Raw genomic sequence first — 20,844 nt, forward strand, 5'->3', positions numbered from 1 at the left:
CGGCCCGGGGTGCTCACTCACCGATGAAAGGGTTGCGGCCGACTTCACTGATCAGTCGGCCCCACTTGAGGATCTCGCCCTCGTCCAGCGCCTCGTCACCGATGAGCACCTCGGGGAAGCCGAGCGCGCGCCACTTGTCGCGGGGATGCAGGATATGGAAGGTCGTCAGGCCCAGATCGCCCGGCATCTGGGCGTCCGCGACCACGTTGTCGCCGATGTGCAGATGGCGCTGGACACCCTCGGCGGCCAGGTCCTGCTTGACCCGGTGCCAGAGGCTGCCGTTGTCCTTGCGCGCCTGCTCTGCGCTCGACACCATCAGCCGGTAGGCTGCGGAGACGCCGGCCTTGCGCAGCATCAGGCCGACCTGGTCGCGGGTGTAGTAGGTATCCGAGATCACCCACAGCACATGGCCGGATGCCGCCAGATGGTTGAACAGCTCGACCATCTCGTCCTTGGGCCGGATCATCTCCAGATCGAGTTCGAACTCCTGGCGCATCCACGCCTGGGCCTGGGCCGGCGAGACCTCCAGGCGCTCGGCGAGCTCGTCGTAGATCGACACGATGTCGACATCACCCTGGAAATTGGCGCGCTGGCGCAGGCTCGCCTCGGCCTCGTTGCGCAGCTTGACGAAGGCCCGCGCCGAGGCGACCCGGCCCTGCTCGGCGAGCCGCTTGCCGAGCTTGAGCTTGGCGTAGTCGGCCACCATGTATTCGCGCCGCACCAGGGTGTCGAAGACATCGAAGCTGATGTAGGAGTGGGCCTGGATGCTCGCCAGGTGGTTGCTCAGCCGCCCGTGGTAGCTGGCGGTGATGTAGCCCGAATCAGTGGTGAACTGCCCGGTCGGAGGGTAAAAGAAGAGCTGGCGATAGCCCCGGTGCTCGACCAGTGGACCGAGCACCCGCTCCAGCGCATGCAGCATCGAGTTGTCGTTGGGCAGCGGTTCCGGCGGGAAGTCGTCGTAGGTCCAGCCGCGGTCGATCACCCCGTGCAGAGCCTGCGGGCGTGCCCAGAACATGCCGCCGGCGGGATAGCTGAGAAAATCGGGGATCGGCCCCAGCCCCAGCTCGCGCTGCCACGTCTGCATGAAGCCCTTGTTCATGGTCTGGTGATTGACCCAGGCCGGCATCATCCAGAAGGTGGTCGGATAGTAGAGCCCCAGGCTCTCGTCTTCGGCGAAGGCGTTGAGCAGGCGCGTGATCACCGAGACATCACGCAGCAGATACTCGATCAGATACTCCGCCCACTGGGTCTGCTCCTTGCCGGAGTAGAGCGACTTCTTCGAGTGCAGGTGGCACAGCAGGTCGTACTCCCCCAGCTGCGGGCCGAACTCCACCAGCATCGGACCGAAGTTGCGCCCACGATTGGGCACGACCCGGGTGTACAGCGCGCGCACCCGAGGATGCTCGGCGAATGCCGCCTGCGCCTTCTCCTCGTGCTCCGCCGCCGCCAGCGTCAGGAACACGTCCACCTCGAGCGGGAAGCGCGCGATCGCCTCGGCGAAGCGGTCGAGGAAATCGGCATAGAAGACGTGCAGGCACAGCGCCACCTTGAGCGTCGACGCCGCCTCCCCCAGCACCACGCTGGGCGTCACGACCTCGCGCGGGTACCAGCGCACCGTCGCCGGCACGTGCTGGCGCCCCTCGCCGCGGCCGTGCAGCAGATAGTGCTGCAGCGGGCTCTGCTGGGCGTGGAACACGTCCATGTACATGCGGTGGTAGGTCTCGCTGTCGAAGCGCGGCGACGGGTTCACCGGCGCGAAGCGCGACTTGCGCAGATAGTCATCGAAGGCTTCACGCTGAGTGGCGAAACGCAGACCGTAGGTGGCCTGATACCACTTGGGGTCGAACAGCCCGGTGCTCAGCGCATCGATGAAGGCCTGGCTGATCAGCGCGGCGTGGCCGTCGCCGCCGGCCTGGCCCAGCGGCAGCTCCTCGTTGGCCGGCTGGCGCTCGGTCAGCGCTTCGGCATCCTCGGCGCTGGTGGCAGCCACCGCATCCACCGGGACCACGTCACCGCTGGCTATCGACGTCACCATGTCGACCAGCACTGGATCAGGCTCCAGCGTCGGCGACTCGGCCGCCCGCTCCGGGTCCTCGAGAACGGGCTGCCGCCGGCGCGCGCGTCCCAGCAGATGCGCCTGGAACAGCCATGGCAACAGCGCCGTCACTTTTCCCTCTGGTTTCATGAGATGCCCCTTGCCCTGGTTCAGATCGCGAACATTTGCATCGGATTGATGATGCCGTTGCCGGTAATGTCGTCATCGACGCTGAACAGGTGCCAGACGTCGTGCGGAATGCAGTTGGGCCGCGTGGCGAAGACTTCGTAGAGGTCCTGGACGTCGCGCCGGGTGTAGCTCACCCCGTGGCGGCGACAGTCGATGACATGATCGATCGCGCCATCGAAGACCATCTTGAGATCCTGGAAGTGGCGCTGGGTGGCGGCCTCGCGGCCATAGAAGTACTCGAAGCCGCCGTCGTGCTTCTGGCGGATATCGACCATCTGGCCGTGCGGCGCGGTCAGCAGCGACTCGAACAGCAGCGAGCGGTCGAGCATCACGCAACCGTTGCGCCAGCCCACGCCTTCGTGGAAGACCCCTTTCAGATGGGCATGGTGGGTACCCACTGCCGCGTCGCCCGGCTTGGTGGCGATGAAGTAGAGCCCCGAGGTATCGCGCCCCAGCACATGCGTGAGCACCTTCTGGATCGTCCCCGAGTAGCCCAGGTCGAGCATCAGCGGACGCTTGTCGGGCGCATCGAGCCCGCACTGCGTCAGGTAGGCGCGCAGCGCCTCGCGGGTCGGTTCCACCAGCCGGGCCAGACCGGCCAAGTGCGGCGCCAGCCACTGCTGCACCAGCGCCTGATCGCGCGGCAGCTCGCAGGTGAAACGCAGCAGTTCGATCGGTAGCGTGGAGAAGATCTCGTGCAGTTGCAGACCGAAGCGCTTGCGCATCAGATCGAGTACGCTGCCGCTGAAGTCATTGCCCAGCGCCATCGGCATGATTGCGGGGTCGCCGAGCATGGCGCGGAACAGCAGCGTGCGGGAGACGCGCAGGTAGATCGGCGCATGCGGCAGCGAGATCAGCGAGGCCCGCTCGAGGCGCTGCAGCAAGCGGTAGAAACACCACCCCTCCCGCGCCAGGCAGACCGGCAGGTGCCCTTCCGCTTCGGCCTCGATGGACTCCGCGTAGCAGTGGAGTGCCGGACCGAGAAAGGTCGATCCGAAGTCGTGGAGTGCCCGACTCTTGGCTTGCATGAACTATCCCCTTGGCGTCGCCCGCATGGTGCGTCGTCGTTCGATCCCGCCGGGCCGCTGATCACAGCGTCACGGCGATGAGTTTCATCAAACTCTTGCTACTGGTTTTACTGGTACGTTTCTGCGTTGATAAAGGCAGCTTTGCTGCGCTAGAAAAGACACACTACCCGCAGGAACAAGAGCACTTCCCGTTGCTGAAAGAGACAATTCATGCGCACTAATTGCAGTCACCCAGACGTTTATTCGTGACGTCAGCGATCTCGAACATAGATCCGTATGGGCGAATCTTTTATGCAGCCCATCGTCAGTTCCGCGGCCTGCAAGCGATCGCCCTTCTCACCTCGCCTCACCTGGATAACGTCGCCCAATAAGTCGCCATCGACTGACAATTGGCGAGGAGCGCATCCGCCGCGACACCAGGGTAATAAAAGATCCGATGAGCGCACCCTGGCGATGGCTTCAGCCGCGCTCGACCACTTCCCAGTCGCCGCTCACCCACACGCCCAATCGACTTCCGGAAAAATAAAAAGTCTTTATATTCAATTATTTGAAAACAAAAAACAAACGACAGGCAAGCGTTTGGCGACAACGCACTGATGGCGCCGTCATCGCTCCGTATTCAGACCGTCATGCAAGTCTCACCTGCTCGCCGCCAGCTATTCCTGGTACTTTCCAGCAATTTTCTAGACACGGCTGCGACAACTGTTACTGAAAAACATGTCCCTGGCGACTTCCACAACATGCCAAAAATCTTCACTAAAGGATAACATCTATCCGATGTCATGCATTCCCACAGCAACAGGCGATGGCATTCTGGATATTCTATCGGCAACCGACAATCGCTTATGCTCGTCATTCACCCAAGGTGGCATTTTCGCCATCAAGGAGACGTGCTACTTCATGGCTTTCAGAATAATCTCGCGCCCGATCGAGTAGAAGATGGTTTTACTCATCGATATCCGCGAAGTGCGGATCAGGCGAACTCACACTCGCCAGATGAGAAGACGCCGTAGCGCCGAGCGCAGGTAGTTTTCGTACAGAACCAAGGGGCCCGCCGGCGCGGGCCCCGCTCATGCCGTCACTTCGGCGAGAGTCTTGCCCCGGCCGACCGCGTAGTAGTCGATACCCGCGTCGAGCATGACCTCAGGCTCGTAGAGGTTGCGGCCATCGACCACCACCGGGTGGCGCAGCTGGTCACGAATCCAGGCCGCGTCCAGGGTACGGAACTCCTTCCACTCGGTGCAGATCACCAGCGCATCGGCTTTTCGGACCGCCTGTACCCGATCGGCCACCAGGATCAGGTCGTCGCGCTCGCCGTAGATCCGTCGGCACTCGCGCATCGCCTCCGGATCGTAGGCCTGCACCACCGCGCCGGCCGCCCACAGCGACTCCATCAGCGTACGGCTGGGCGCGTCGCGCATGTCATCGGTTTCCGGCTTGAAGGCGAGCCCCCAGAGGGCGATGGTCTTGCCCTGCAGATCGCCACCGAACGCTGCGGAGAGCTTGTCGAACAGGGTCGTTTTCTGGCGCCGATTGACCGCCTCCACCGCCTCCAGCAGCTCGGCGCTGTAGCCGACCTTGGCCGCGGTGCGCGACAGCGCCTGCACGTCCTTGGGGAAGCAGGAGCCCCCGTAACCGCAGCCGGGATAGATGAAGTGGTAGCCGATGCGCGGGTCCGAGCCGATGCCGCGGCGCACGTCCTCGATATCCGCCCCCAGGCGTTCGGCCAGATTGGCGATCTCGTTCATGAAGCTGATCTTGGTCGCCAGCATGGCGTTGGCGGCGTACTTGGTCAGCTCCGCCGCGCGTACGCTCATGAACATCATCTTTTCGCGGTTGCGGTTATAGGGGGCGTAGCACTCGCGCATCAGTTCATCGACCCTGGGCGAGGCCGAGCCGACCACGATCCGCGCGCCGCGGGTGAAGTCCTCCAGCGCCGAGCCCTCTTTCAAAAACTCCGGATTGGAGCAGACGTCGAACGCCAGCTCGACGCCACGCTCGGCGAGCACGCTGCCGATGCGCGCCTGCACGCGGTCGGCGGTGCCCACCGGTACGGTCGACTTGTCGACCACCACCTTGTACCCCTCCATATGGCGGCCGATGGTCGCGGCCACCGCCAGCACGTACTGCAGGTCGGCGCTGCCATCCTCGTCCGGCGGCGTGCCCACGGCGATGAACTGCAGCACCCCGTGGCTCACCGCCTCGGCGGCATCGGTGGTGAAGGCGAGCCGCTCGGCTTCGACGTTGCGCAGCACCATCGACTCCAGCCCGGGCTCGTAGATCGGGATCTCGCCGCGGCGCAGGCGTGCGATCTTGTCCTCGTCGATATCCACACAGACCACGCTGTGGCCCACGTCGGCGAGACAGGCGCCGGTCACCAGGCCAACGTAGCCGGTGCCGAATACGGTAATTTTCATCGACATCTATCCTCTTGGAAAAATGCGCAAAGCGCGGGTAAGACGGTCAGGCAAGAGACGCGAAAGGGAGCCACCCCGCAGACAGGCCTGCCAGCCGTAGCACAGCGGCCCGCACGGCGGGCGGCATGGTGTGGACGGTGATGTCGGCGTTGATATCGACATGACAGGCCCAGCATCCCGGGGCAAAGCGTGAGCAACGAGGGGGCGACGAGCGCACCGCCCGATCAAGCGAAGGTAGGCGCCTCGGCGAGCGAGCGGGCCTCGGCATCCTTGGCCGAGAGCACCGGCGCGGCATCCACCAGTGGCCAATCGATGGCCAGCGCCGGATCGTTCCAGGCCAGGCCATGCTCATCGCCGGGGGCGTAGTAGTCGGTGCACTTGTACTGGAATTCCGCCACCTCGGTGGTGACGTAGAAGCCATGGGCGAAACCCGGCGGCACCCACAGCTGCTGCTTGTTGTCAGCGCTCAGCAGCGCTCCGACCCAGCGCCCGAAGGTGGGCGAGCTGCGGCGCAGATCCACCGCGACATCGAACACCTCGCCGCGGGTGACACGCACCAGCTTGCCCTGCGGGTGCTCGAGCTGATAGTGCAGGCCGCGCAGGATGCCGCGGCCGGAGCAGCTGTGGTTGTCCTGCACGAAGCGGTAGTCGCCGCAGTGGGTCACGAACTCGCTATGGCGGAAGGACTCGAGAAAGAAGCCGCGTGAGTCGCCGAATACCTGCGGCGTCATCAGCACGACATCGGGAATCGCCAGGCGCTCATAGATCATGGTGCGCACTCCCCTCTTCTATAGACATGGCCATCGATGGATGGCGATCGGTGAACGACGAATCCGGCGCGGGCCCCGCGGTCAGCCCTGAGGCACTGGACCGCGGAAATCGGCTTTCGGTTTTCGGGAATGAACCTGGCAACTAAGCCACCGACCCCGGCTGTGCATCCGCCAGGCGCTGCATCAGATACTGGCCATAGCCGGTCTTCTTCAGTGCCTCGGCGCGCGCCGCCAGCTGGCGCTCGTCGATCCAACCCTGGTTCCAGGCAATCTCTTCGAGACAGGCCACCTTCAGCCCCTGACGGTGCTCGATGGTCTGCACGTACTGCCCCGCTTCGAGCAGGCTGTCGTGGGTGCCGGTATCCAGCCAGGCGAAGCCGCGGCCAAGACGCTCGACCTGTAGATCGCCGCGCTCGAGATAGGCGTTGTTGACGCAGGTGATCTCGAGTTCGCCGCGGGCCGAGGGCTTGACGCTCTTGGCGATCTCGACGATGTCGTTGTCGTAGAAATAGAGCCCGGTCACCGCGTAGGGCGAGCGCGGCCGGATCGGCTTCTCCTCGATCGACAGCGCCCGGCCGTCGGCATCGAACTCGACCACGCCGAAGCGCTCCGGGTCCTTGACCAGATAGCCGAACACGGTGGCACCGCGCTCCCGCGCCGAGGCACGCTTCAACTGATCCGAAAAGTGCTGGCCGTGGAACAGGTTGTCGCCGAGCACCAGACACACCGGGTCGTCGCCGATGAAGGTCTCGCCGATCAGGAATGCCTGCGCCAGGCCGTCCGGCGAGGGCTGCACGGCGTAGTCGAAGCGCACGCCGAACTGCTCGCCGTTACCCAGCAAGTTGCGGTACTGGGGCAGATCGTCCGGGGTCGAGATGATCAGGATGTCGCGGATGCCGGCCAGCATCAGCACCGAGATCGGGTAGTAGATCATCGGCTTGTCATAGACCGGCAGCAGCTGCTTGGAGATACCCTGCGTGATCGGGTGCAGCCGCGTGCCGGAGCCGCCGGCGAGAATGATGCCCTTGCGTGCCATGGTAGAACTCCCTGTCGGTATGGCCGACGAATCGTTGGATCGCACCGTGACGCCGGTGCCCGCGTGATACCGGGGTCAGCGGCATCGAAAAGACCGTTGAAGCGCGCGCCGCTTCAGCCCAGGCGCTCGTCGAGCGTCAGGGCCAGCTGCGTGCGCCAGTCCGGCAGGCGCACGCCGAGCGCGCGCTCCAGCTTGTCGAGCGCCAGACGCGAATTGAGCGGACGCCGGGCGGGTGTCGGGTAGTCGGCGGTGGCAATGGCGGCCACCGCCTGGTCGTCAGCCAGCGCCAGGGGCACGCCGCGGGCACGGGCCTGGGCGAAGATCTCGCAGGCGAAACCGTGCCAGCTGGTCTCGCCACGGGTGGCCAGGTGGTAGACCCCGCCCGCGAGCCGCCCGGCCAGGCGCGCCCGCAGCGCCAGCAGCGACAGCGTGGCGATCAGCCGCGCCGGTGTCGGCGCACCGATCTGGTCGGCGACCACGCCGAGCCGCTCGCGCTCGGCGCCCAGACGCAGCATGGTGTCGAGGAAGTTGCGCCCACGGGCGGCATAGACCCAACTGGTGCGCAGGATCAGCGCCTCCGGCGCGGCCGTCAGCAGCGCCTGGTCGCCGGCCAGCTTGGTCGCGCCGTAGTGGCCGAGCGGGCCGGTGGCGCTGGTCTCCTGCCAGGGAGCTTCGCCGCTGCCGGGATAGACGTAATCGGAGCTGTAGTGCAGCAGTTCGCAGCCACCGCCGGCGGCGAAGTCCGCCAGCTGGGCCGGCAGCTCGGCGTTGAGCCGCTGCGCCGCATCACGCTCTTTTTCGGCGGCGTCGACCGCTGTCCAGGCGGCGGCATTGACGATCACCGTCGGACGCAGGGTATCGAGGGCCGCGGCGACCTTGGCTGCGCTCATCAGATCGAGCTCGGCCCGGCTCGGGGCGACGATCTCGCCCAGCGGCGCCAGCTGCCGGCACAGCTCGAAACCGACCTGGCCGCTACCCCCCAGGATCAGCAGTGTCATGCGGTCTCCCCCAGGCGTTCGCCCTGATAGCTGCCGTTCTGGACTCGCCGCCACCAGACCTCGTTGTCGAGGAACCAGCGCACCGTCTTGCGCAGCCCACTGTCGAAGGTTTCGCGGGGCTGCCAACCCAGTTCACGCTGGATCTTGCTGGCATCGATGGCGTAGCGCTGGTCATGCCCGGGGCGATCGCTGACGAAGGTGATCAGATCCGCGTAGTGCGCCACCCCCGCCGGCTTGGCCGGCGCCAGCTCCTCGAGCAGCGCGCAGATCGTGCGCACCACCTCGATGTTGGTCTTCTCGTTGTGCCCACCGATGTTGTAGGTCTCGCCCACCGCCCCTTCGGTCGCCACCTGGATCAGCGCCCGGGCGTGATCCTCGACGTAGAGCCAGTCGCGCACCTGCAGGCCATTGCCGTAGACCGGCAGCGGGCGTCCGGCGAGGGCGTTGAGGATGGTCAGCGGGATCAGCTTCTCGGGGAAGTGATAGGGCCCGTAGTTGTTGGAGCAGTTGGTGACCAGCGTGGGCAGGTCGAAGGTGCGCTGCCACGCCCGCACCAGGTGATCGGAGCTCGCCTTGCTGGCCGAATAGGGCGAGCTCGGCGCGTAGGGGGTGCGCTCGGTGAACAGATCGTCGACGCCGTGCAGGTCGCCGTAGACCTCGTCGGTGGAGATGTGGTGGAAGCGGAACGCCGCCGCCTTGGCCGGATCGCGCGTCTTGAGCTCCTTCCAGTACTGGCGCGCGGTCTCCAGCAGCGTGTAGGTGCCCACCACGTTGGTCTCGATGAATGCCGCGGGGCCGTCGATGGAGCGGTCGACATGGCTCTCCGCGGCCAGGTGCATGACCACGTCCGGGGCCAGCTCGCGGAACAGCCGTGCCATCACCTTGGCATCGCAGATATCGCCGAGCCGGAACTCGTAGCGCTCGCTGTCATCGACCGGCGCCAGCGACTCCGGGTTGCCGGCATAGGTCAGCTTGTCGACGTTGACGACGCGGTGCGGGGTCTCGCGGATCAGCTCGCGGATCACCGCGGAGCCGATGAAGCCGGCGCCGCCGGTGACCAGAAATGTCTTGGCAGAGGTCGTGTCGGTGTAGTCGTTCATGGTCGTGTTCTCGTTCTCATGGGCGCCGTCTGTGGCGATCGGCGCTGTCTGTGGGTGCCGTTCAGGTGCCAGGAAGTGCGTGACGGCCACCGGCGACGCCCGCCGGGAGCGCGTGCGGCATCAGTCGCGATGGTCTTTCACGATCAGAATCAGCATGTTGAGAATCAAAGTGAGGAACAGGGCGATCACCGCGAACACCACCGAGTTGTAGAGCCGCTCGGGCTGTTCGGGGTACTCCGGCAGGGTCGGCTCCTGCAGCACCGAGACCTGCTTGAGCTTGCGTGCCGCTTCGATGCGCGTGTTCTCCAGCGCCGCCAGCGCACCGGAGTAGCTGTCCTGGGCGAACTGCGCCTTGAGCAGCAGGGTCTGGTACTCGGAGGAGATACGGTTCAGGGCCGTGCCGGATTGGCGCGCCAGGCGCTCGCGCTCCTGAACGATCTGGTTGTCGAGCGCGGATATCTCGCTCTCGATGCGCACCATCTCCGGCGAGCGCGTGCTCTGATAGCTGGCCAGCGCGCGCTTGCGCGCCTTGGCGATGGCGAGCTGCCCCTCCAGCCCCGAGACCACCGACTCCAGGCTCTCCACGGTACCGGTGGGCGACACCAGGCCGTTGACGTTCTGGTAGTCGAGCAGGTCGTTACGAGTCTGTTGGAACTGCTTCTCCAGCACCGCCACCTGCTTCTCCAGGAACTTGACCTGCTCCTGGGCCAGGCGCTGCCCCATCTCGTTCATGTGGCGCTCGCCGTCCTCCAGCAGCAGCTCGGCGATGCGATGGGCCTCCTGCGGCGTGAACGCCTCGACGTCGATGCGCAGCACCCCGGCATAGTCGTCGAGCTCCACCGAGACCCGCTTGAGGTAGTAGTCGTGGAGCTCCTCCAGCGGCGCGTTCTCATCGTCCAGGGCACTGAAGACGTCGGCGCCGGCGTTGGCGTAGTGCTGGCGGAAGTCGGCCTGGGTGATCAGCAGCTTGAGCATGTCCACCGAGCGCAGGTAGTCACGCAGCAGCAGCATGTCGGCGGTGTTGGCGGCGCCGCTGCCGCTGAGCAGCGAGCTGAAACTGAGTGTGGGAGCAGCGATCTGCGGGCTCTCGAGCACCACGTTGGCGTGGGAGACATAGCGGTCGCTGGCCCATAGCGCCCAGTAGGCGGAGACCACGGCGATCGCCACGAAGCACAAGATCCAGTGCAGGTAGTTGCGTACAGAGAGCGGCTTCTTCATGACCGTTTCGCCTTTGCTGAGGTCTTGTCGGGGGACGTGTTGTTGGCCGTGGGCCTTTCCTGGCCCCGGGGGCCACCTTTGCGCCCCTTGCGGGCGGTGAACTGCTGCACCTGACGGCGCGCCTCATGGACCCGTTCGCGGGCATCGTCGAGGCGCCAGCGCAGGGTCTCCTCGGGGGGTGCTGCGGTTTCCGCGGCACTGTCGCCGACGGCATCGAGGGCTTCTCGGGCGGCGTCGAAGCGCGCATTGGCCTCGGCCAGCGCCCGCTTGGCCTCCTCCAGATTGCGGGGTGTGGCCGGCCGCGGCGGTGTGTAGCCGTCACCGGCGCTGTGGTAGGCCTCGATGGCGTCCTCTATCTCGTCGAACCAGAACGCGCGGCCGCGATCGAGCAGAATCCCGGCCTGACAGAACTCGCGCAGCACGCCCTCACCGTGGGAGACCATGATCAGGCTGGCGCGGCCGATGCGCGCCTTGAACGCTTCGCTCGCCTTCTGCTTGAAGTGGCGGTCGCCCACCGCCGTGGCCTCGTCGGAGAGGTAGACGTCGAAGTCGAAGGCCAGCGATAGCCCGAAGGCGAGCCGCGAGCGCATCCCCGAGGAGTAGGTCTTGATCGGCTCGTCGAAGGCCCGGCCGATGTCGGCGAAGCTCTCCACCGCCGCGATGATCTCCTCGATCTCGTCGTCGGCGCCGTGGATCCGGGCGACGAACTTGACGTTCTGACGCCCGGTCATCGAGCCCTGGAAGCCCCCGGCCAGGCCGATCGGCCAGGAGACTCGACTGGCGCGCACGATCTCGCCGCGATCCGGGGTATCCATGCCGCCGATCAGGCGCAGCAGGGTCGACTTGCCGGCGCCGTTACGCCCCAGCAGGCCGACGCTGACCCCGGCGGGGATGCTCAGATTGATGTCCTCGAGCACCCACTGGCTGCCGTGGTGGTTGTGATAGCGCTTGTAGAGATGACGGATATCGATCATGGCTCGCTCCTCCGCGCTAGTGCGCTTTCAACCTGGCGGCGAAACGGATGTGCAGCAGCAGGCCCAGCGCCAGCAGCGACAGCGCCCAGAACCAGAGGTAGGTCATGTCGATATCGTTGAGGGTGTGATAGCCGGGGAAGAACGCGACCCGCATGCTCTCCAGACCGTGGACCAGCGGGTTCCACAGCAGGTAGTCGCGGTAGGGGTAAGGCACGTACATCACCGGCAGGATCACGCCCGAGAGCAGCAGCAGCGGCAGGTTGAGGATGCGCACCACGCGGCCGAACTCCGGCACCAGGTCGCCGAGCACCGAAACCGTCAGCCCCGCGCCCCAACCCAGCGCCCACAGCGACAGCCAGTCGAGTAGTACGCCGAGGGGATGATCCGGCATCAGCTCGAACTTCAGCAGGTCGCCGATCAGCATGAACATCAGAAACAGGAAGGACTTGAGCATGCCCTCCAGGAAGCAGCGCACCAGCACGGTATCGACCGGCTTGACCTGGCGGTAGGCGAACAGCCCCTTGTTGGCGTCGATCGCCCCCAGCGCGCGCATCATGTTCTCGCGGAACAGCCCGAAGCCCATCAGCCCGACGATCATCCACGGCACGTGATCGGCGCCGGAAATCTCGCTGCCGGACATGAACAGCCCGCGGATCGAGACCATCACGCCGATGATCGCCAGCGGCTCGAAGATCATCCAGAACCAGCCCATGCGGTCGGCCATGGTGCGCGAGATCGCTTCACGCATGAACATCGCGAACCACACGCTGCGGGCCACCCGCCAGGCACCGCGCGGGCGCGCCCCGGCGATCGGGAGCATGGAGTCAGCCATGGGCTCGCCCTCCTCTCGCTGCGGCGCTCATAGGTCGAGCGCCACTTTGGTCGCTACCGCGACCTGGTAGAGGATCTGGGTAATGCTCGCCGCCAGTTCGATGTTGCTGGTCGGCGCCGCGGGCAGCACGATGATCTCGTCGCCGGCGCGCATGCGGGTCTGGCCGGCATGCATCACCGCACCGTTGCGATGCACCACCAGCACCTGGTCCTCGTCGGCACGCGGGGTGAAGCCACCGGCCAGGCGGATATAGTCGTCGGCGTTCATCCCCGGGGTGAACACCAGCGCCTGCGGAATCACCACCTCGCCGCTGAGCAGCACGGAATCGGTGCTCTCGGGGATGGTGACGATATCGCCATCCTGCAGGCGGATATCGGCGACCCCGCTGTCACGCGCCACCACCAGCCGGCCATTGGGCTTGACCTGGGCCGCCTTCTGCACGAAACGCTCGATCAGCTCCGCCTGGCGCACCTGGATCTCGCCCTCCTTGGCGGTCCGCGAGGGGTAGCCGAGGTAGGTGGTCTCGAGCCGGCGCAGGCTCTCCTTGAGCGATGCCGCCTGCTGGCGGGCGACGCTGATCCGCCGGATCGAGACATCCCGATAGCTGGTCATATCGCGGGGCACGCTGATCGCGTTGAGCAGCTCGCCCAGCTTGGCGTTGCGCGGCAGCGCATAGCGCGAGGGGCCGTAGTAGCTGCCTTCGACCTGCACCACGATGGTCTCGTCGCGCTGATCGGCGCTGAACAGCACCTCGTCACCGCGCCGAACCTCGGCGGCCCGGAACGCCGCCAGCGGCAGGTAGCGCGACAGCGGACCCTCGGGCCGGCTGCCACGCAGCAGCACGTGCGAGACACCAGCCTTGAGCCGCGCCAGGTCGAGCACGTCCTGTCCGGTCAGGCTGTCGCCCACCAGCTCGTAGCGATAGTCCTTCTGCACGTCCCCGACCACGCTGATCGCCGGGCCGCGCGCCTCCACCACCAGGGTGTCGCCGTCGCGGAACTGCGGCCGCGCGATCTCACCGTCGAGCAGGAAGTCATACAGATCGACCACGCCGATCACCCGGCTGCCGCGCTTGATCAGCACCCGGCGATAGCTGCCCAGCGCCTGATCGATGCCACCGGCCTGGTCGAGGAAATAGAGCACCGAGTCGTTGGGGGTGCCCGAGTAGCGGCCGGGGCTATTGACGTAGCCGGTCACGAACACGCCGACCGGCTGTACGCCCTGCAGATTGGTGTAGACGCTGACGTTCTCGGGGTAGACCGACTGGATCGCGCCGCGCACCTTGGCGTTGAGCTGAGCATTGGAGATACCCTGGACCTGCAGCGGCCCGATCCGCGGCAGGAAGATGTTGCCCTGGGCGTCCACCACCAGCACCCGGTCGAGCTCCACCCCGCCCCACACCCGGATGGTGATTTGGTCGCCCGGTTTGATCAGGTAGGCCGGGTTGAGGCCATCGGCCATGGTGCCGCGAAAGCCCCCGGTGAACAGGTTGGCGCCGAACGGCGGCAGCGACTCCGGATCGACCGGCGCCTGGGTGCGCGGATCGACCGGCCCATAGGTGCCGCTGTCCCAGTCGGCCCGCGGAATCTCCTCGACCCCGGCCTCGCTCGAATCCGCGGTCAGCGGCTGCGCCTCGGCATCGCTGCCGAGCAGCGAGCTGCTATCGACGCCGATCGACTGCGCGTGGACCGCGCCGGCGTTCAGCCACGCTACCGCCACCAGGCACATTGCCCGGGAAATCCATGCTGCGCGCTTCATGTTGTGTTCCTGCCCTAGACTCGTTGTCGGCCGGCGCGGGGGCTCAAAGCGCCCGGCTACGGCTCGGTTATTGGCCGCGCAGCGTGACCGCGGCCGGTGGCGGCGGCTCGCTGCGGCGGCGGCGGCGGCTGCGGCGGCGGCGGCGCTGGCTAGCGCACCACCTCGGTCACCAGCCGCTGGGTGTACCAGCCACGGGCGGCGACACGGCACGCCACCTCGCCGCTGCCCAGTGCCGCCGGTACCGCCCCTCGGCTCACGTCGAGCCGCAGGCACTCATGGCCGCTGGCGGCGAAGTAGCGCTCGCGGGCGTAGACGGTGACATTGCCGCCCCAGGGCGACGCCGCCAGCGTGGTCACGGCGCCATCCGGCGCGCGCTCGAGAAAGGCGCTCAGGGCCGGGCCGGCCGGCGTGGCATCCGCCATGGACAGGGTGTCGGCGGCGCCGGGCTGGCCGCCCGGCGCGGCACAGCCGCTCAGACCGGCGGCCAGCACCAGAGTGGCTGCCAGCCACACCGGCTTGTCTCTGCGGGCCCGCGTCTGGCTGCGGGCTAGCGCCTGGGGTCTGCGTACGTGTTGTGTGTGCTGCATGCGGGTTATCCTCCTGCTTGTGCTGCCTGGCCCGCCGGCCGCCCGGCCAGCGGGTTCACGTCGAAAACGGTTCAAATGACACCCACTCGTCGCAGCGCGGCGATCAGCCCGGCGACCGTCAACGCCAGGTCGTCGTGCGAGGTATCGATCTCGATCTCGGGGTGCTGGGGCGCTTCGTAGGGCGAGCTGATACCGGTGAACTGGGCGATCTCCCCCGCCCGGGCGCGACGGTAGAGCCCCTTGGGGTCACGTCGCTCGCACACCGCAAGCGGGGTATTGACGAACACTTCGATGAACTCGCCCGGCGCCATGCGCTCGCGCACCCGCTGGCGCTCCTGACGGAAGGGAGAGATGAGTGCGACCAGCACGATCATGCCGGCGTCGACCATCAGACGAGCCACCTCGCCGACCCGGCGCATGTTTTCCTGGCGCTCGCGGTCGCCGAAGCCCAGATCGCTGCATAGCCCGTGGCGCAGGTTGTCGCCATCGAGCAGATAGGTGCTGTGGCCCATACCGAAGAGCTGGCGCTCGAGCGCATCGGCGACGCTCGACTTGCCGGCCCCTGAAAGCCCGGTGAACCACACCACGCAGGGCTTCTGGCGGTGACGCTCGGCGCGCCGACGCTGGGTCACCGCCATGTCGTGCCACACCAGGTTGGCCGCGCTCAGGGTGTCGACGACCATGCCGGCGGCAACCGTCAGATGATTGAAGCGATCGATCAGCACGAAGGCGCCGGTACCCGGAGAGCGCCGATAGCTATCCAGCACCAGCGGCTGGTCCACTTCGATCTGGCAGCGCGCGATCCCGTTGAGCGCGAGCCGCTGCGTAGGCGTATGCGCCAGGGTGTCGACATCGACCTGATGCACCAGCCGCACCACCCGCGCGCAGACGCTGCGGGTCGCCGCCTTGAGTTCGTACTCGTGGCCCAGTGCCAACGGCGTTTCGTGCAGCCACACCAGATCCGCGCTGAAGGCGCTGCACGGGGTCAGCTCCGACGCCTCCGCCACCAGCATGTCGCCGCGAGAGATGTCGATTTCGGTGTCGAGGGTCACGGTGATCGACTGCCCCGGATAGGCGATCTCGAGGTCGCCGTCGTTGGTGACCAGACGCGCCACCCTGGCGCAGCGCCGCGACGGCAGTACCCGCACTGCGTCCCCTGGGCGCAGGCTGCCGGCGGCCAGGGTGCCGCAGTAGCCACGGAAGTGGGGGTTGGGGCGGTTGACGTACTGCACCGGAAAGCGCAGCGCCTCGAACGGCGCCGGGGAGGCGACATCGATCTGCTCGAGTAGCGACAGCAACGCCGGCCCTCGCTGGCCACCGAGCTGATACCACGGCATGCGTTCGCTGGGGTCGACGACGTTGTCACCCTCCAGCGCGGACAGCGGCACGAAGCGGATGTCTGTAGCCGTCAGCCGCGTGGCGAAGTGGCGGTACGCCGCGACGATCTCCTCGAAGCGCTCGCGCGAATAGCCGACCAGATCCATCTTGTTGACCGCCACCACCAGATGGCGAATGCCCAGCAGGTCGCACAGATAGCTGTGCCGCCGGGTCTGCGCCTGAACCCCGAGACGGGCATCGATCAGGATCACCGCGAGGTCGGCGGTAGAGGCCCCGGTGACCATGTTGCGGGTGTACTGCTCGTGTCCCGGGGTGTCGGCGATGATGAACTTGCGCTTGTCGGTGGAGAAGAAACGGTAGGCGACATCGATGGTGATGCCCTGCTCACGCTCGGCCTGCAGGCCATCGACCAGCAGCGCCAGATCCATGCGCTCACCAGTGGTGCCACAGCGCTTGGAGTCACGCGCCACCGCCGCCAGCTGATCCTCGAAGATCATCCTGGCGTCGTGCAGCAGCCGCCCGATCAGGGTCGACTTGCCATCGTCGACGCTGCCGCAGGTGATGAAGCGCAGAAGCCCCTTGTGCTCGTGCACCCTCAGGTAGGCTTCGATGTTGTCGGTGATCATGGCTGACGCGTGTGACACAGTGTTCCCTCTCGGTGGCATGCGGCGCCCAGGCGCCAGCCGGCAGTTCTCGATCGACGCGGACGCGGCTGGTTCAGACATGGCCGTCTCAGAAGTACCCTTCGCGTTTTTTCTTCTCCATCGACCCCGCCTGGTCGTGGTCGATGGCACGCCCGAAGCGTTCGCTGGTGCGGGTCAGCAGCATCTCCTGGATGATCGCGGGCAGCGTCGCGGCGCGGGACGAGACCGCGCCGGTGAGCGGGTAACAGCCGAGGGTGCGGAAGCGCACCCAGCGCTCCTCGGGCATCTCGCCCGGGGCCAGCGGCAGACGCTCGTCATCGACCATGATCAGCCGGCCATCGCGTACCACCACCGGGCGCGGCGCGGCGTAATAGAGCGGCACGATGGGGATCGACTCGAGGTGGATGTATTGCCAGATATCCAGCTCGGTCCAGTTCGAGAGCGGGAAGACACGGATCGACTCACCCGGGCCAATCCTGCCGTTGTAGAGATTCCACAGTTCCGGGCGCTGGTTCCTGGGGTCCCAGCGGTGGTACCTGTCACGGAAGGAGTAGACCCGCTCCTTGGCGCGGGAGGCTTCCTCGTCGCGCCGCGCGCCGCCGAAGGCGGCATCGAAGCCGTGGGCATCCAGCGCCTGCTTGAGCGCCTGGGTCTTCATGACGTCGGTGTATCTGGCGCTGCCATGATCGAAGGGGTTGATGCCCGTGGCGCGCCCCTCTTCATTGATGTGCTCGATCAACGGCATGCCGACCTGGGCCAGGACGCGGTCGCGAAAGGCGATCATCTCCTTGAACTTCCAGGTGGTATTGACGTGCAGGAGCGGAAACGGCGGCGTGCCCGGATAGAACGCCTTGCGCGCCAGATGCAGCATCACCGAGGAGTCCTTGCCGATCGAGTAGAGCATCACCGGGTGGCGAAACTCGGCTACCACCTCGCGGATGATGTGCATCGACTCAGCCTCGAGCTGTCTGAGATGGGTCTGACCCAGCGTCGCAAGTGCGCTCATGCACATGACTCCGATCGACACCACTCCGGCGCAGCGGCAAAGCGACCTGGGCTGGCGCCTGCGGGGGTGCCTTTGGCCTCCCAATCATGTACACCGCTGGTGCTGGCAGACGCAGCCATATCAAGTCCTGTAATCACGGGTAACTCCGGCGAGAGCCGATCGCTGTTGACGTTTCGCTACACGGCAGCGAACGAGGGGGTAATCAGTGATATCGCCGGCACTCTTCAACGGACGATCTCGCGCTCTTTTTCGGTGAAACCCATCGGCGAGTCAAACGTCAAAAAACGCCAACGTTTCTTTTTGTAAATGCACATTATTGATCGAAGACATGAATAATTAGACTTCCCGACCAACAAACTAACCGTGAGCATTGAGATTTTCTAAACCAACACAAGCCACTGTTTTATAGATGTTTTTAAAGATCATCCAAGTTAGCCCCGGATACTATTGGCGCACCAAAAACGCGCTTATCCCGGCGTCGAATGGGCGCCATACTCTGCTTTTCATGAGGAAGTCAGACATCAAAGCCAGAACGACTATGAAATAAAACGGAGAGCCGGCCACGCCATAACATGAATGTCCTCACACCTGCGTGGCTCGCCTTTTCCATGAGAAAACCTCGATTACACTTGCGCCTTCGATTAGCGCGTTAATCGATACACATTGAAACGCCAGATTTTGCCTGCCATCCCAAGGCTGAAAACGCCCCAAATACGCCCTCCGATGCGCTACACTGCGCGCACCCTTCTCGTATGCCGCTGGCGATTGCCTAATGCAGGGAAGTTGCGTAGCGTGGCGATCCATTTTGATGACGGTCTGGCCTTTTTCTCGCAATATGAACAACGATCCGACAGTCTCGTCGTCTTCTTCACTGCCCGGGGCTGCGGGCGGCCGTGTGGCCGGCTATCTCTCCCGCGGGCTGGCGCGCTGGCGCATCGTGGGGTGTCTGCTGCCGGAGTATCCGCAGCTCGAGCGTGTCGGCCCGCGCAGCCGGCGACCGCTGGATGCGATCGTCGGCTGGGGGCTCAAGCCCACCGCAGCCCGGGCACGCCGCCTCGCCGCCAGACGTGACCTGCCCTACGTGGCGATCGAGGATGGTTTCCTGCGCTCGCTGGGGCTGGGGGTCGATCACGCCCAGCCGCACAGCCTGGTGGTCGATTTCAGCGGCATCTATTACGACGCCACGCGGCCCTCCGATCTCGAGCGCTGGCTCAACCACGCCGAGTTCGATGCCGCCGAACTCGACCGTGCGGCGCGCGCCATGCAGCGTCTGCGCGAGCTGCGCCTGTCCAAGTACAACCACGCCCCGGATCGCCCGCTGCCCCCGGCCGAGCGCCCGCGCGTGCTGGTGGTGGATCAGACCCGCGACGACGCCTCGATCACCCACGGCATGGCCGATGCAGACGCCTTCACGCGGATGCTCGAGCAGGCGCTGGCCGATCACCCCGAGGCGGAGATCCTGATCAAGACCCATCCCGATGTGATCGCCGGGCGCAAGCGCGGCTATCTCACCGCGGCGGCGACCCAGCCGCGCTGCCGCCTGATGGGCGAGGACATCAACCCCTGGGCGCTGATGGATGCGGTGGAGGCGGTCTACGTGGTCACCAGCCAGCTCGGGTTCGAAGCGCTGATGGCGGGCAGGCCGGTGCACTGCTTCGGTGTCCCCTTCTATTCCGGCTGGGGGCTCACCCGGGATGCCCAGGCGTGCCCGCGGCGGCAGCGTCGACGTTCGCTGGAAGAGCTTTTCGCAGCGGCCTATCTACGCTACTGCCGCTACGCCAACCCCTACACGGGCATGCCCTCGACCCTGGAGGAGACCCTCGATCTGCTCGCCGACCAGAAGCGCCAGCGCGACCGCCTGGCAGGTCGCTGGCTGGCACTGGGTTTCTCCAACTGGAAGCGCGGCTTCGTCAGGGATTTCCTGGGCCCGGCAGCCACTGTGCAGTTCAGCCACGAGAAGACACCGCTGGCGGCACAACTCGCGACCTGCGACAGCCTGGTGGTGTGGGGGCAGAAACTCACCCCGGAGATCAAGACGCTGTGCCAGACGCACGGGGTGCGCCTGTGGCGCATGGAGGATGGCTTCGTGCGCTCGGTGGGGCTCGGGGTGGACCTGACCCGGCCGCTCTCGCTCGCCTTCGACGCCCGCGGCCTCTACTACGACGCCAATCACACCAGCGATCTCGAGCAGCTGCTGGAGCACACCCCCTTCGATGCCGCCCTGTTGGCGCGGGCGGCGGGTCTGCGCCAGCGGCTGATCGACCTCAAGCTGTCGAAGTACAACGTCGCCGGGCGCAACCTGCCGGCGCTGCCGCGCGAGGCGATCGGTACGCGGCCCATCGTACTGGTGCCGGGCCAGGTCGAGACCGACGCGTCGATCGCCCAGGGCTCGCCGGAGATCAAGACCAACCAGCAGCTACTGGCGGCCGTGCGCGAGCGCCGACCGAATGCCTTCATCATCTACAAGCCGCATCCCGACGTGACCTCGGGGGCGCGGGTCGGACTGATCGACCGCCAGGCCGAGGGCCTGTTCGACCTCGAGCTGGTCGACTGTGACATCATCGATCTCATCGACCTGGCCGACGAAATTCACACCATGTGCTCGCTGACCGGCTTCGAGGGGCTGATGCGCGGCGTCGCGGTGCATACCTACGGGCTGCCGTTCTATGCCGGCTGGGGGCTGACCCACGACCGTCTGCACAGCCCCCGGCGCACGCGCCGCCTGAGCCTCGACGAGCTGATCGCCGGGGCGCTGCTGCTCTATCCGACCTATGTCGACCCGCAGAGCGGAGACTACTGCAATGCCGACACCGCCATCGAGCTGATGCGCCAGCAGCGCAGCGTGCGCCGGGGACTCTCCCTGCGCACCCGCGCCTATCGCCTCTACCGCAACCTGTTTTCCAAAAGGCAATGA

Annotated in this window: 15 protein-coding genes; 1 reads left to right on the forward strand and 14 read right to left on the reverse strand. The window is 65.9% G+C overall.

Annotation, left to right across the window (positions count from 1 at the left end; translation table 11 throughout):
- Positions 1-13: 13 nt before the first annotated feature.
- The 14 genes from ABV408_RS11060 to cysD all read right to left on the reverse strand — a co-directional run bounded on the left by ABV408_RS11060 (position 14) and on the right by cysD (position 17,930).
- Positions 14-2,185, reverse strand: a complete 2,172-nt coding sequence (locus ABV408_RS11060) for a rhamnan synthesis F family protein (RefSeq protein WP_353979008.1) — start codon at positions 2,183-2,185, stop codon at positions 14-16.
- 20 nt (positions 2,186-2,205) lie between these two features.
- Positions 2,206-3,252 carry a hypothetical protein gene (locus ABV408_RS11065; RefSeq protein WP_035471538.1) on the reverse strand — a complete coding sequence of 349 codons (1,047 nt, stop codon included), beginning with the start codon at positions 3,250-3,252 and terminating at the stop codon, positions 2,206-2,208.
- 1,070 nt (positions 3,253-4,322) lie between these two features.
- A complete protein-coding gene (locus ABV408_RS11070; protein WP_353979009.1) occupies positions 4,323-5,669 on the reverse strand; it encodes a UDP-glucose/GDP-mannose dehydrogenase family protein in 1,347 nt (448 codons plus the stop codon).
- Positions 5,670-5,893: 224 nt separating this feature from the next.
- The gene (rfbC, locus tag ABV408_RS11075; RefSeq protein WP_353979010.1) at positions 5,894-6,439 is read right to left on the reverse strand and encodes a dTDP-4-dehydrorhamnose 3,5-epimerase; all 546 of its coding nucleotides are present in this window, start codon (positions 6,437-6,439) and stop codon (positions 5,894-5,896) included.
- Between the two features lie 142 nt (positions 6,440-6,581).
- On the reverse strand, positions 6,582-7,475 hold the full coding sequence (gene rfbA / locus ABV408_RS11080; RefSeq protein ID WP_353979011.1) for a glucose-1-phosphate thymidylyltransferase RfbA: 894 nt from the start codon (positions 7,473-7,475) through the stop codon (positions 6,582-6,584).
- Between the two features lie 113 nt (positions 7,476-7,588).
- Entirely contained in the window at positions 7,589-8,473 is an 885-nt protein-coding gene (gene rfbD / locus ABV408_RS11085) for a dTDP-4-dehydrorhamnose reductase (protein ID WP_353979012.1), read from the reverse strand.
- The gene (gene rfbB, locus ABV408_RS11090) at positions 8,470-9,573 is read right to left on the reverse strand and encodes a dTDP-glucose 4,6-dehydratase (protein ID WP_353979013.1); all 1,104 of its coding nucleotides are present in this window, start codon (positions 9,571-9,573) and stop codon (positions 8,470-8,472) included. The genes rfbD and rfbB overlap by 4 nt, the downstream gene beginning before the upstream one ends.
- 120 nt (positions 9,574-9,693) lie before the next feature.
- Entirely contained in the window at positions 9,694-10,791 is a 1,098-nt protein-coding gene (locus ABV408_RS11095; RefSeq protein ID WP_353979014.1) for a chain-length determining protein, read from the reverse strand.
- Positions 10,788-11,765 carry an ABC transporter ATP-binding protein gene (locus tag ABV408_RS11100; RefSeq protein WP_353979015.1) on the reverse strand — a complete coding sequence of 326 codons (978 nt, stop codon included), beginning with the start codon at positions 11,763-11,765 and terminating at the stop codon, positions 10,788-10,790. Before ABV408_RS11100 ends, ABV408_RS11095 begins: the two co-directional genes overlap by 4 nt.
- 16 nt (positions 11,766-11,781) lie before the next feature.
- The gene (locus ABV408_RS11105; protein WP_233076450.1) at positions 11,782-12,597 is read right to left on the reverse strand and encodes an ABC transporter permease; all 816 of its coding nucleotides are present in this window, start codon (positions 12,595-12,597) and stop codon (positions 11,782-11,784) included.
- A gap of 27 nt (positions 12,598-12,624) precedes the next feature.
- Complete coding sequence (locus ABV408_RS11110) at positions 12,625-14,355, reverse strand: polysaccharide biosynthesis/export family protein (RefSeq protein ID WP_353979016.1); 1,731 nt, start codon at positions 14,353-14,355, stop codon at positions 12,625-12,627.
- 149 nt (positions 14,356-14,504) lie between these two features.
- Positions 14,505-14,942, reverse strand: coding sequence for a DVU3141 family protein (locus ABV408_RS11115; RefSeq protein WP_353979017.1), 438 nt, complete (start codon positions 14,940-14,942; stop codon positions 14,505-14,507).
- 71 nt (positions 14,943-15,013) lie between these two features.
- Entirely contained in the window at positions 15,014-16,906 is a 1,893-nt protein-coding gene (gene cysN, locus ABV408_RS11120) for a sulfate adenylyltransferase subunit CysN (protein ID WP_353979018.1), read from the reverse strand.
- A gap of 106 nt (positions 16,907-17,012) precedes the next feature.
- Positions 17,013-17,930 carry a sulfate adenylyltransferase subunit CysD gene (cysD, locus tag ABV408_RS11125; protein ID WP_353979019.1) on the reverse strand — a complete coding sequence of 306 codons (918 nt, stop codon included), beginning with the start codon at positions 17,928-17,930 and terminating at the stop codon, positions 17,013-17,015.
- A gap of 835 nt (positions 17,931-18,765) precedes the next feature.
- Between cysD and ABV408_RS11130 the strand changes: the two genes are divergently transcribed.
- Complete coding sequence (locus tag ABV408_RS11130; RefSeq protein ID WP_353979020.1) at positions 18,766-20,844, forward strand: capsular polysaccharide biosynthesis protein; 2,079 nt, start codon at positions 18,766-18,768, stop codon at positions 20,842-20,844.

The organism is Salinicola endophyticus, assembly GCF_040536835.1.
In the GTDB taxonomy this organism is placed as follows: Bacteria; Pseudomonadota; Gammaproteobacteria; order Pseudomonadales; family Halomonadaceae; genus Salinicola; species Salinicola endophyticus_A.